The organism is Streptococcus mitis, from assembly GCF_002096735.1.
Classification (GTDB): Bacteria; Bacillota; Bacilli; order Lactobacillales; family Streptococcaceae; genus Streptococcus; species Streptococcus mitis_CZ.
On the sequence record NZ_NCVC01000015.1, the window covers coordinates 139,007 to 151,260 of the forward strand.

The 12,254-nt window shown below is 41.7% G+C and carries 13 protein-coding genes; 1 reads left to right on the plus strand and 12 read right to left on the minus strand.

All coding sequences use genetic code 11. The features are described 5' to 3' along the window. Positions 1-277 precede the first annotated feature (277 nt). Complete coding sequence (locus B7703_RS05050) at positions 278-508, plus strand: hypothetical protein (protein WP_023947307.1); 231 nt, start codon at positions 278-280, stop codon at positions 506-508. A 72-nt stretch (positions 509-580) separates the two neighbouring features. On the opposite strand, the gene B7703_RS05055 is transcribed toward B7703_RS05050, so the two are convergent. From B7703_RS05055 to dnaB, 12 genes are all read right to left on the minus strand, one after another. Next, positions 581-1,354: an NUDIX domain-containing protein gene (locus tag B7703_RS05055; protein ID WP_084923879.1), complete on the minus strand. Its 774-nt coding sequence runs from the start codon at positions 1,352-1,354 to the stop codon at positions 581-583. Position 1,355: 1 nt separating this feature from the next. After that, a complete protein-coding gene (gene pnuC / locus B7703_RS05060) occupies positions 1,356-2,135 on the minus strand; it encodes a nicotinamide riboside transporter PnuC (protein ID WP_084923880.1) in 780 nt (259 codons plus the stop codon). Between the two features lie 9 nt (positions 2,136-2,144). Beyond that, a complete protein-coding gene (locus B7703_RS05065; RefSeq protein WP_084923882.1) occupies positions 2,145-3,203 on the minus strand; it encodes an AAA family ATPase in 1,059 nt (352 codons plus the stop codon). A 148-nt stretch (positions 3,204-3,351) separates the two neighbouring features. Then, entirely contained in the window at positions 3,352-5,784 is a 2,433-nt protein-coding gene (locus B7703_RS05070; RefSeq protein WP_084923883.1) for an ATP-dependent Clp protease ATP-binding subunit, read from the minus strand. 1 nt (position 5,785) lies between these two features. Beyond that, positions 5,786-6,244 (minus strand): CtsR family transcriptional regulator, encoded by a 459-nt coding sequence (locus B7703_RS05075; RefSeq protein ID WP_001211265.1) that lies wholly within the window; start codon positions 6,242-6,244, stop codon positions 5,786-5,788. Positions 6,245-6,362: 118 nt separating this feature from the next. Further along, positions 6,363-7,091 carry an ABC transporter ATP-binding protein gene (locus tag B7703_RS05080; RefSeq protein ID WP_000136238.1) on the minus strand — a complete coding sequence of 243 codons (729 nt, stop codon included), beginning with the start codon at positions 7,089-7,091 and terminating at the stop codon, positions 6,363-6,365. Then, positions 7,091-8,098, minus strand: a complete 1,008-nt coding sequence (locus B7703_RS05085) for an ABC transporter substrate-binding protein (RefSeq protein WP_004255331.1) — start codon at positions 8,096-8,098, stop codon at positions 7,091-7,093. Before B7703_RS05085 ends, B7703_RS05080 begins: the two co-directional genes overlap by 1 nt. Positions 8,099-8,136: 38 nt before the next feature. Further along, entirely contained in the window at positions 8,137-8,895 is a 759-nt protein-coding gene (locus B7703_RS05090) for an ABC transporter permease (RefSeq protein WP_024057369.1), read from the minus strand. Continuing rightward, positions 8,858-9,148 (minus strand): thiamine-binding protein, encoded by a 291-nt coding sequence (locus tag B7703_RS05095; protein WP_000647655.1) that lies wholly within the window; start codon positions 9,146-9,148, stop codon positions 8,858-8,860. Before B7703_RS05095 ends, B7703_RS05090 begins: the two co-directional genes overlap by 38 nt. Positions 9,149-9,400: 252 nt before the next feature. Continuing rightward, positions 9,401-10,519, minus strand: coding sequence for a choline binding-anchored murein hydrolase CbpD (cbpD, locus tag B7703_RS05100; protein ID WP_084887707.1), 1,119 nt, complete (start codon positions 10,517-10,519; stop codon positions 9,401-9,403). Positions 10,520-10,608: 89 nt separating this feature from the next. After that, complete coding sequence (locus B7703_RS05105) at positions 10,609-10,875, minus strand: Veg family protein (protein ID WP_001278169.1); 267 nt, start codon at positions 10,873-10,875, stop codon at positions 10,609-10,611. Between the two features lies 1 nt (position 10,876). Then, on the minus strand, positions 10,877-12,229 hold the full coding sequence (gene dnaB, locus B7703_RS05110) for a replicative DNA helicase (RefSeq protein ID WP_000852485.1): 1,353 nt from the start codon (positions 12,227-12,229) through the stop codon (positions 10,877-10,879). Positions 12,230-12,254: the final 25 nt, after the last annotated feature.

The following is a 12,254-nucleotide window of genomic DNA, read 5'->3' on the forward strand; positions in this document are numbered from 1 at the left end:
TTTCTACTCCTTTGTAATATTTTAGAAATATAAAGAAATCTTTTTGTAATATAATTGTAACATTCAAATTTGAATATGTCAACAATTTATCTAAACTATTTTAAAAATCTTAAATACTTTAGATACATTTTCTCCTCCTACTCTTCTATTCGTAATAAAACAGAAAAATAGGAGATTTTCCTATTAAAAATTTGAATTTGTTTTTGTGAAATCGCTTGCACCTTTAAGTACAAAGGAATATAATAACATTGAAATAGAATATAGGAGGTGCACTCTTATGCTAAATAAGTATTATAAGTATCTTCCTTGGTTGATTTTGGGAGCAATTGGCTCTTATCAATCAGCCGCTTACTATGCGCGAACTGCATTTGATGTGTTTTATCTGACTACAATCTTTTTGATTGTTTATATCGCCTTGTTATTTTTACATGAGAACTATCTCAAGTATAGATACAAAGACTTTTTTACTCACCTGTTGAGCAATTCTAAGAAAGATAGCCACCCATAAAAGTAGTCGCAACAGAAATTTCATCTCATGACTGTAATTAAAGAGGTCGGGAACTTTTCCCGACCTCGCTTTTTATTTCAATCGATAGGTTTTTCTTGGTTTCTTTTTAGGCACTCGTTTGAGTCCAACCTCTTCTACGTATTCACCGTATTTTACTAGAAAGTTATTGCTGACGATTGGGCGACCTGGGTTAATAAGATTGACCAGTTCAGTCCCTTCGTAGACAGTGAACTCTTCCTCCAGCAGATAGAGGAAGGTCGGATTCCAGTCGAGGCGACCTTGGATTCGTTTGATGGATTTTTGGATAATGGCATAATGATCAAAAGCGAAGGCTTGCTCCTCCAACTCTACTCCCTCTATGAAACACTTGCCTGTCTGAAAATCGACATCTACGAAAACGACATCCTTGGCATCGTCTCCTGCTTGAACAAGTTCTAATGCACGACTAGGCAAATAAACCAAGTGGGCAATGGTCACTGTCCAGCCCCGTGGGTCACGGCCGGGGGTCGATACGGTCATCAATTGCTCGATTTTTTCCAAAGGAAGATCGAGATTAACTTCTTCTCTCACCTCACGCTGACAGGCATGCGCAGCATCTTCGCCCTTGTCCATAAATCCTCCAACTAAGGCCAAACAATTTTGATATGGATGAGCCTTGCGACGAATTAATAAGAGCTTGATCTTTCCTTCGACAAAGCAGTAGGCTACCATATCCACCGTCACACTTGGTTTTTCGTATTGAGGAAGTTCCTGCTTGTAGTACCAATCCAAAAACTCCTCCTGACTGGCATGAATTTCAAAATATTCTTTTTCCGTCATCCCTGCTGGAATCATCGTGTCCGTCATTTTATGCCTCCTTACGAACTGCCTTGGTCCATTGGTACCAACCTACTAGACTATTGAGTGTGTAAACCCAGTACATCCCTTGAATATGGATATTTTCACCCCACCAGAGGTAGATACTAAAGAGATTGGTTGCAATCCAGAAAATCCATTGCTCACGATAGAGACGTGTCATCAAGAGCTGGCCGACACCATTGGTCGCATCGGTAACACTATCACGGAAAGGGCGAGCACTATGGATACTTTGGTAAGCCAAGCCCATACCAATCCAAATGATAGCAGTCAAGGCTAAGTACTTGAACCAGTCAAAAATAGATAATTTCTTAGCTTCAAAGTGAGATTCTTCTACTTTTCCTTGGTCATTGATACGGTTAGACAGCCAAGCATAGAGGCCAATCGGCTGCATGACAAAGAAGTAAACGGTCGTCAAAACTTCCCCATAAAAAGTCGCATTCATGGCCAAAATCAAATAGATAGCTGAGTTAATAGCCCCAAAAAGATAGTTGCTTGCACGACCTTCTGCCACCAAGATAACACAGACAATCCCAGTCCAAGATGCAAACAAGCTAAGCCAGTCATGACTTTCCGTATTTTGCGTGAATTCCAAGATCAAGGGAACACTTGACAAGGCAATGAGATACAACCACTGGAAAAGACTGCGACCAACAAAGAGATCTTTCCAGAGCAAGCACATGGTTCCTGCAAAACCAATCTTGCGAGCTTCTGCATGGACATTTTTAAAGTTTTCGATAAATTGTGTGATTTTTTTAGTTAGTTTTTTCATATTGTTCTCCTAATCCGCTTGGTAAATGGCGTCAATAGCTACTTTCGCTGCTTCATAATTTCCTAGGTAATCCTCCGCTAGATAAACTAAAGGAATGTTGGTTAAATATCGCTCTCTCATCTGGTCCAAATGCTGGGAAAAACTGTGACGAATATGATCCTCTGCCATAGTCATATCTCTAAATCCGTCATTGACATAGGAACCGACAGGTTGCACAAAGAGAATCAGGTCCCATTTTTCCTTAGCCAAGATCGAGGCAAAGAGATTATCAAAAGTCTCTCCTGATAAGTCCCCTTGGTCCTCAGTCTCCATGTAATAATCATAATAGCCCTTAGTCACCAAGGAGTTGGTATCGGCTATCACTAGACCTCGATTGACATTACTATCGATTAACTTGGAGGTCTGATCATACTGGCCCAACAGGAGATAGTAGTAATCCTTTGGAGTCAATTCATCGTCGCGGACGTTATTTTTAATCTGATACTCACGCGCGTATTCCAGACTGACGGGCGCATCGTAATACCTAGCTAAATCCTTGGCCAGAGTGGTCTTCCCATTGCTGGCACTTCCCATAATCAACACTTTCTTGGTAAACTGACGTCGGAAAGGTTGAGCGATGTATTTCCAATATTTGCTTGGATTTTCTCGAATCATAGTCGCTGAGATACCAAACTTTCTTTCTTGCAAGACTGTCTCAAAGCCACGATTAGACAATTCTTGCTGGTAGTCTGCTTCTCCTACAAAGAAGATTAGTTCTTGCTGGTTTTCATCATAGAAAATCTCCGCTAACATTTGGTCCAACCACTCCTGCCAGCCCATAGGGTAACGGGGAAGATTGGTTTCATCTAACTTGCAAACAGAGGTCAACTCATCATCACGAAAAGCCTCTCTTATATATCGAAATCTCTTTTGCAAAGTCAACCCAACCTGCTCCCCTCGGTCTCCTTCATAGCCTGAAACAACTACCCAGACCTGATCACATTGACGCTTCGCTCGCTGAATCAGATCGATATGCCCCTGATGGAGAGGGGCAAAGGTTCCAAATACCACTGCTGTTTTCTTTTTCATAAACGCATTACCTTTTTTATATTTTTTAATATTTTTGTTATCTATGTTTTTATTATAAACTATATTTTTGTTTTGTCAATAGTTTTTTATCATTTTTTATAAAAACGTTGCAAAAAAGAGAATCAAGATCTCTCCTGATTCTCCATTTTTATGCAATATCAAATTTTAACTGGCCTGCTTTGACACCAATCTTAAGTATACTGCCTGCCACTAGTTCTCCCTTAAGAAGAAGTTCTGCCAACTTGTCTTCCACTTCTGTTTGTAGGGTTCTGCGAAGTGGACGAGCTCCCATCTCTGGGTCATATCCTTTATTTGCCAACAATTTCAGTGCTGAAGCTTGTAATTTCAAGTCAATACCTTTTTCAGCCAAACTTGCCACTAAAGGTTTAACCATAATTTTCACCACTTCCTGCATATGGTCGCTAGACAAGCTATGGAAGACCACCTTTTCATCAATACGGTTGATAAATTCAGGTCTATAAGCCTTTTTCAGCTCTTCAAACATGCGTTTTTCCATATTTTCCTGGTCAAAACGAATGTCCTTAGCCCCAAAACCAACTGTCTTATCATCACGAAGGGCTGTCGCACCAAGGTTTGACGTCATGATAATAATAGTATTTGAAAAGTCAACCTTGCGCCCCTTGCTATCGGTCAAGACACCGTCATCCAAGACCTGCAAGAGAACATTAAAGATGTCTGGGTGGGCTTTTTCTACCTCGTCAAAGAGGAGAACGGAGTATGGTTTGTTGCGAACTTTCTCGGTCAACTCCCCACCTTCTTCATAACCCACATAGCCTGGAGGAGCTCCGTTGAGACGGCTAGCTGCAAATTTCTCCATATACTCACTCATATCAAAGCGGATAAGGGCTAATTCGTCATCAAAGAGGACTTCTGCCAGAGCCTTGGCCAATTCCGTCTTCCCGACACCTGTAGGCCCTAAGAACATAAAGGAACCAATCGGACGCTTATGACTGCGAATCCCTGACTGATTGCGGCGAATGGCACGGCTAATGCTTGAAACTGCTTGATCTTGACCGATGACACGTTTGTGCAATTCAGCTTCCAGATTCAGGTATTTCTTAGCGTCAGTCTGAGTCAGTTTTTGGACTGGAATACCTGACAAACGACTCAAGGTAGTCAAAATATCAGACTCTGTCACCAAGTCTTTATAGACAGGCACTTCCTCTTCTTTAGCAATTAGTTGAGAAACTTGTTTCCACTTACCATCCATCAAGGCCTTGTCAGCTGGACTCAAGCCAGAATCGTCTGGTTTCACATGCTTAGCCTTATTTTGCACTGTTGCTGCCGCTTCATCCAAAAGATCGATAGCAGAGTCTGGCAAATGACGACTGGTTAAATAACGATGGGCCATCTTAACAGCTGTTTCAACCGCTTCATCTGTGATTTGCACACGGTGATGTTTCTCATAAGTCGCCTTCAAACCTTGCAAAATTGTCATGCTGTCTGCCACACTTGGTTCTTCAATCGTTACTTTGGCGAAACGACGAGAAAGGGCCGCATCTTTTTCGATGTGTTTTTGATATTCTTCCTGAGTGGTCGCACCAACCGTTCTCAAGGTGCCACGCGCCAAGGCTGGCTTCAAGATATTGGCCGCATCCAGAGTTGAGTCAATTCCACTACCAGAACCCATGATAGTATGAAGTTCGTCGATAAAGAGAATCACTTGGCCATTTTCTTCAATATCCTTAATGATATTATTCATGCGTTCTTCGAAGTCACCACGGAAGCGTGTCCCTGCAACAACATTCATCAAATCAAGCTCTAACACGCGCATCTTAGCCATTTCCGCAGGCACATCACCACTGGCAATACGCTGAGCAAGACCAAGCGCCAGAGCTGTTTTCCCGACACCAGCATCCCCAACCAAGACAGGATTGTTCTTAGTCTTCCGGCTCAAGATTTGAATCATACGCGAGATTTCCTTGTCCCGACCGATAACTGGCTCCAACTTGCCAGAACGCGCTTGCTCTGTCAAATCATGCGTATAGTCCTCGAGACCACCACTCGGAGTCTGGGGCATGCCCATCATATTGGCCATAGAATTTTGCTTATCAGCTACTGTACGATGGCGTTGGCGTAGAGCCTTGAGGTCTTCACGAGTCCAGCCTGCACGTTCTTCTAGATTTCGACGTAGGGCAGCAATCTTGACCTGATCTTTCTTGTCTTCATAAGAAAAACCAGCTCTCTCCAAGATACGAGTCGCCAAGGCATTGCCATCATGCAAAATCGCATAGAGGACATGCTCTGTCCCTAGCACCTTAGCATGGACCACTGACGCTACATACTCTGCTTCGTCAAAAAGGACCTGCAAACGATGAGAAAACGGCAATTCCGTAAAGGTTTCATCCTGGCTATAGTCCGTTTCAGTCAGTTCCAAAGCGACCTCTTCTAAACGGTCCATCTCATATGGATAATCATTTAAAGTCGCCCCTGCCACACTATAACTGTGATTAGACATGGCAATCAACAAGTGCCAAGACTCTAGGTAACGAGCTCCAAAATGGCCAGCCACCATGTAGGCACTTTCGATACATTCATTCAATGCTTTTGAATAGTTCATCTTACTTCCCTTTTCTATCTACCTCTTGTATGACCTGTCGTAGCATGTTTGCACGAACAACTGGAGCTTCTTCTCCTAGAACGCGATCTAAAGCTACTGCCACCAGCAAATTCATCTCCTGCTTGGTCATCAATTCCTGCTCAACCAAAAGCTGCAGAATATCCTCATAAATTTCTTGACTGACCCGCTCACCAATCGAGTAAAGCAAATCGCGGAGCATTTCATGATGACTAGAAAACTCAATCCGTCCTATGCGAATGTAGCCTCCGCCACCACGCTTACTTTCAACCAAGTAACCTCTACTTTCCGTAAAGCGTGTCTTGATCACATAGTTAATCTGACTAGGAACAACCTGAAAAGTATCTGCCAACTGACTCCGTTGCAACTCCACAATTCCAGATTGATCTAAAATCGCCTTGATGTAGGCCTCAATATGATCCGATGTATTTTTAAATCTCATTACAAACCCACCTCTCTCTTTAAACCTTGACTATCTTTGACTATTATACCGAAATTTTCTCATTTTTAAAAGAAAAAGGGCGCTGGTAAAGGATAATCTTCACCAACTCCCTATTTTTCTACTTATCTAAGCCTAATTCTACCAAAATTTGACGTTTATAGGCAATCTTTTGGACTTCTTTGTCCTCATCTTCAGACCAATCTAGTTTAATTTCTGAAACAATCTGCCCAGGTCGATTTTTCAAGATATAGATGCGGTCGCTGAGACTGAGGGCCTCCTCGATACTATGCGTAATGATCAAGGTTGTTAGCTGCAACTGCTTGTGAATCTCAAGGTACCAAGCGTGGAGTTCCATCTTAGTCATCTCATCCAAGGCGCTGAAGGCCTCGTCTAAGAGAAAGAGCTTGTGCCCGAAAAGGTAGGTTCGGAGCAAGGCTACACGCTGGCGCATCCCACCACTGAGTTCATGAGGGTATTTATCTCTTACAGCTGTCAACTGGAAGGTCGCAAGGATGTCATCCGCTCGGGCAACGGCTTCCGCCTTATCCACTTTTTGAATCAAGAGGGGCAGAATGATATTACCAAGCACGGTCTTGTGCTCCAAGAGCAGATCCTTTTGCAACATATAACTCACGCGCCCCTGGGGATTTTCTTCACCATCAAGGACAATTCTCCCTGACTGAACTTCTAAAATACCCGCAATTAAGTTGAAAAGCGTAGTCTTACCAACACCACTTGGGCCTAAGATAGAAACCACTTCACCTGAAGTCACCTGCAGGTTGATATCCTCTAAAATCCTCTCCTGACCATAGGCATAACTGACTTGTTCTAGTCTAATCTCTGTCATTATTTCACAAATTCGTTGGTGAATCCTTTGTCTGTCAAGTCTTCTTTAAGGATACCATTTTCTTTATCCCATTTGTAGAAGGCATTCCAGCGAGCTGCATCAAATTGACCCCATTTTTCCTTGTCGCTTGCGTATTCTTTTGACAAGTATTTTTGAGATTCGATGACAAAGTCACGTTTTTCCTTGAGTTCAGGCGCATTCTTGATGAGGATATCAGCTGCTTCCTCTGGATGCTCCATAGCATATTGGTAGCCTTTTTTGATAGCTTGGATGACTTTACGAGCTTCTTCTTTGTTGTCTTTAAGGTAGTCGTTGTTTGCGATGATAACTGGTGAATAGTAGTCAAACTCCTTGACATAGTCTTTCAAGTACATGAAGTTAGCATCTACACCTTGTGATTTAGCAAGGATACCATCCCAACCGTAGTAGATCCAAGCAGTATCAAAGACGCCATTGGCAATCGGTGTGATTGAGTTTGAGTCGTTATTTGGTACTTTTTCAACCTTCTCAAAGTCTCCACCTTGAGATTCTACCAAGGTTTTCAACATAGCAAGTTCAGTTGGGTCATTCCAAGTTCCGTATTTCTTACCAACCAAGTCTTTTGGACTAGCTACATTGTCAGATTTACGAGAGATGATTCCTGATGTATTGTGTTCTACGATAGCTGCAACGGCAGTGATTCCTGCGCCTTTTTCCAATTTTTTAGCCATATAGTCTTGGAAATAGACTGCAAATGGTGCCTTACCGTTAATAACCAAGTCAGAAGAACTTTCTTCTGGTGGCAATTTCAAATCAACATCCACTCCAGCTTCTTTGAAATAACCTTTTTCCTTGGCCACATAAAGCCCTGTGTGGTTGGTATTTGGCGTCCAGTCTAGGATAAAGTCAATCTTCTTGAGTTCTGCTTCCTTATTATCCTTAGAAGCAGTTCCTTGACCACAGGCCACAAGCACAACAGCTACAAGAGCTGTTAAAACAGTTAAAAACACTTTCCATGTTTTCTTCATTTCAATTTCCTCTTTTCTTTTTCAGAAACATTCTTATTCTACGAACGTTTCCATTTAATAACATATTTTTCACTGACATCAACCAGCTTCATACCGAGAAGACTGATAATCGATACCAGAATAATAATAGCAAACATAGTATCATACTGAAACAGTTTCTTGGACTGAATCATGTAGACACCTAGTCCTTCAAAGCCTCCCAACCACTCAGATACTACTGTTGTGATAAAGGCGTAGGAGACACTGACCCTCAGACCAGCATAAAAGTAAGGCAGACTGACAGGGATTTTAAAATGCCACAGGATTTGCCAAGGTTTGGCCCGCATCAGACTAAACAAGGTCAGCATATCCTTGTCACAATGCCTAAAACCGTCCAAAATGCTGACGATGATAGGAAAGGTTGTTGTCAAGATAATCAAGACAATCTTGGGCAAAATCCCATAACCGAGCCACAAAACCAGGATAGGGGCTATGGCAATGGTCGGGATAGTCTGAACAACCACCATCATAGGGTAAATCAGATCGTTAAGCCAAGTCAAACTGTCCATAAGCACAGCCATGAGACAGGCAATCAAGACTCCCAAAATCAGTCCCAATAAAGCCACTCTCAAGGTGGCCCAGCTATGGTGCCAGAGAAATTCTCTATCACGAACAAAGGACAGGAGAATTTCAAGAGGTGTCGGCAGGATAAACTTGGGGAGAAGTTTAAGAAAACCTGCTAACTGCCAGATTGACAAGACCCCCATAAAGCCCAATAGACTAATGTGTCGTCTCAGTATACTTTTCAAGTTTCTCATCAATACTTAAAATCTCTCCTACATTTATTTTGACATTGGCAAAAACATTATCTGCCTCCTGCCCTGCCACTTCTAGCGCTTCTTTGAGAATGCGCATAAGCTCATCAAACTCCCCTTCCAAGACCGTTTCAAATGGTGTCACCACCATAGTCACCTCTTGAGCTTGCAGATAAGCAATGACTTGATCGATAACAGCAATCCGATCAATCCCCTGTGATAGGGGTAAAATTTGCAAGGCGATGCTTGCTTTCATAAGAACCTCCTCTTCTCGTTTTCCTTTGACAAAAAGAAAAACCTTTGCCATATATGGAAAAGGTCAAGAGTAGACTAAGTATCGTTCCCTACGCTGGCATTACCCAGATCAGGTGCGGTCGAAGCTTAACGCTTCCTCTCAGACTGTACACAGACTCCCATATATTATATGGACATATGATAGCGCAAAACAAAAAAAATGTCAAGGAAACTGCTTACAGAAAAGAGTAGGAAATTTTCCTACTCCCATTTTCTATACTCGTTCTCCATCACTATTTACTCTGTAGCCATCCACTGTCGTATTGACAGCTAAGGCGCCTGAAGAGTAAGAATAATACCACTTACCAGAGACTTGATACCACCCCGTTTTCATTGCCCCTGAACTATCTAAATAATACCACAGACCATTTTCCTTTAACCAGCCTGTCTGCATTTCACCAGATGATTTCAAATAATACCAACTAGAACCATCTTTCAGCCAGCCTGTTGATTTAGACCCATTTGATTTAAAATGATACCAACTACCATTTATTTTCTTCCAACCGACAGTTGAACTGTTATTGGATCCATAGTTAGAGCTATTTCCTGATTGATTCTGATAATTCTGTGAAGAAGTCAATCCCTCTAGCTGGATATAGCGACGACTTCCATTATAAGCCGTATAACTCAACCACTTGTATCCGTCTTTTTCGAGAATTTGATCATAATGAACATTCTCCCCAGGATAATAGTAATCAATCGCAGTTGCGCTAGCTAGAGGCTGATTTTTGATAGCAGCCTTAGACTTGAAAAAATGTGTTCCTCCTGTTGAAGCTGAGGATTGACTATTCCCAACACTGCCACCAGCTAAATCTTTAAAATGAATAAACCCCGTCATAGTATTTGCCTTCACGATGCGCTTGTTGTAAGATTCCCTTATTCCATAATTGTATTCTTCAATCTCAATCTCATCTCCTATTACATTTGACACCCAAGCAACATGACCATAAGTTCCTGCAGTAGACCAAGCAATAGAGCCAATCGTTGGTGTATTATCGACACGATAACCTTCACGACGAGCACGATAGCCCCATTCATTCGCATTCCCATAAGCAGCCGGAATCTCAAAACCATTGACATTACTCAAACGAAAGGCTGCAAAAGAAGTACACTGACGAGAATACATGCGCCACTTATCAATCTCCTGGCTCCCATTTTTATAATGAGCAGGATAATCATCCCCACGCGCAATCGATCCATTTCCTCCGGAATAGGCATATACACTATTACCCGCTGCTAACATCAATCCTACTACTAAAAAGGGAACAACCTTTTTAGCTGATTTTCTGAAAGAAAATCTTGTCTCTGCTACTTTAAATGGTGAAATTTTCATTCTTCCTCCTTGAAAAATAATATAAATCGAAGATTACCTTCACTTAAACTATTCGGAGAAAAAAAGAAAAAGTGAGAAAATTTCTCACTTTAGTCAAGATAATGAATCAAATTCTTTTCTGTAAGGATATCTGAGTAAGTAAAGGATTCAACGTAAACATTAGCTTGTTTATCTCCTTCAACGTTTCCAAATTCAACGATAAATAGGGATGGATAAACCTCAATTAGCTTACCCAATCTATTTTTTTGGCGCTTACGACCATTCTCCAAAGTCATTTCTACGACTTGACCCTCATGTGCCTTGATTTCTTCTTTGATTTTTTTCATCTTGGCTACATCTGTAAATGCATCTGACATCTTATGCCTCCCTCTTTGAGATACTTGAAAATTTATTGTATTCTTTTTGGAAAATTAATTCCACCGTTCCACGAGCTCCACTACGGTTTTTCTCGATAATAACTTCTACCTTATTATTCGGTATGCCTTCCTCTTCTTCACCACCACGCTCATAGTAGTCGTCGCGATAAAGAAAGGCTACGATATCAGCGTCCTGCTCAATAGACCCAGATTCACGAATATCAGACAAGACCGGTCTCTTATCCTGACGTTGTTCTACACCACGAGAAAGCTGACTTAGAGCGATTACTGGAACCTTCAGTTCCTTAGCTAAAATTTTCAACTGACGTGAAATTTCTGAAACCTCTTGTTGACGATTTTCTCGCCCAGTTCCCGTGATAAGCTGCAAATAGTCTATCAAAATCAATCCAAGATTTCCAGTTTCTTGAGCCAGTTTACGAGAACGAGAACGAATCTCTGTAATTCGAATTCCTGGCGTATCATCGATATAGATACTTGCATTAGCTAGATTCCCTTGAGCAATGGTATATTTTTGCCACTCCTCATCAGTCAATTGACCTGTACGAATAGAATGTGACTCCACCAAGCCTTCTGCAGCTAACATACGGTCCACTAGACTTTCCGCACCCATTTCGAGTGAAAAAATAGCAACCGTTTTGTCCAACTTAGTCCCAATATTCTGAGCAATATTCAAGGCAAAGGCTGTCTTACCAACCGCCGGACGAGCTGCTAAGATAATCAACTCCTCCTCATGAAGACCAGTCGTCATATGATCCAAGTCACGATAGCCTGTCGCAATACCTGTAATATCGGTCGTTTGTTGCGAGCGAGCTTCCAGATTTCCAAAGTTGATATTCAACACATCTCGAATGTTCTTAAATCCACTTCGATTAGCATTTTCGCTGACATCAATCAGGCCTTTTTCTGCCTGAGCAATGATTTCATCAGCTGGTTGCGAAGCCTCGTAAGCTTGATTAACAGACTCTGTCAACTTGGAGATTAATCGACGTAGAATGGCCTTCTCTGCAACAATCTTAGCATAATACTCCGCATTAGCAGAAGTTGGCACAGAATTGACAATCTCAACCAGGTAAGACAAGCCACCAATATTCTGCAAATCGCCTTGATTATCAAGAATGGTACGAACCGTTGTTGCATCTATAGCATCGCCACGATCGGATAAATCGACCATAGCTTGGAAAATCAAACGATGGGCATACTTAAAAAAGTCCCGAGACTCAATATATTCTCGCACAAAAACAAGCTTACTCTCATCAATAAAGATAGCCCCTAAAACGGATTGCTCAGCTAAGATATCTTGAGGTTGTACTCGTAACTCTTCTACTTCTGCCATCAGACTTCCCTTCCTTTTACAATCT

Bases quoted from the DNA above. Each gene is read 5' to 3' on its own strand.
- cbpD (WP_084887707.1), bottom strand. From the start codon at position 10,519: ATGAAAATTTCACCATTTAAAGTAGCAGAGACAAGATTTTCTTTCAGA.
- B7703_RS05080 (WP_000136238.1), bottom strand. From the start codon at position 7,091: ATGACAGAGATTAGACTAGAACAAGTCAGTTATGCCTATGGTCAGGAG.
- B7703_RS05070 (WP_084923883.1), bottom strand. From the start codon at position 5,784: ATGAACTATTCAAAAGCATTGAATGAATGTATCGAAAGTGCCTACATG.
- B7703_RS05050 (WP_023947307.1), top strand. From the start codon at position 278: ATGCTAAATAAGTATTATAAGTATCTTCCTTGGTTGATTTTGGGAGCA.
- B7703_RS05105 (WP_001278169.1), bottom strand. From the start codon at position 10,875: ATGTCAGATGCATTTACAGATGTAGCCAAGATGAAAAAAATCAAAGAA.
- B7703_RS05085 (WP_004255331.1), bottom strand. From the start codon at position 8,098: ATGAAGAAAACATGGAAAGTGTTTTTAACTGTTTTAACAGCTCTTGTA.
- B7703_RS05055 (WP_084923879.1), bottom strand. From the start codon at position 1,354: ATGACGGACACGATGATTCCAGCAGGGATGACGGAAAAAGAATATTTT.
- B7703_RS05065 (WP_084923882.1), bottom strand. From the start codon at position 3,203: ATGAAAAAGAAAACAGCAGTGGTATTTGGAACCTTTGCCCCTCTCCAT.
- pnuC (WP_084923880.1), bottom strand. From the start codon at position 2,135: ATGAAAAAACTAACTAAAAAAATCACACAATTTATCGAAAACTTTAAA.
- B7703_RS05095 (WP_000647655.1), bottom strand. From the start codon at position 9,148: ATGAAAGCAAGCATCGCCTTGCAAATTTTACCCCTATCACAGGGGATT.
- dnaB (WP_000852485.1), bottom strand. From the start codon at position 12,229: ATGGCAGAAGTAGAAGAGTTACGAGTACAACCTCAAGATATCTTAGCT.
- B7703_RS05075 (WP_001211265.1), bottom strand. From the start codon at position 6,244: ATGAGATTTAAAAATACATCGGATCATATTGAGGCCTACATCAAGGCG.
- B7703_RS05090 (WP_024057369.1), bottom strand. From the start codon at position 8,895: ATGAGAAACTTGAAAAGTATACTGAGACGACACATTAGTCTATTGGGC.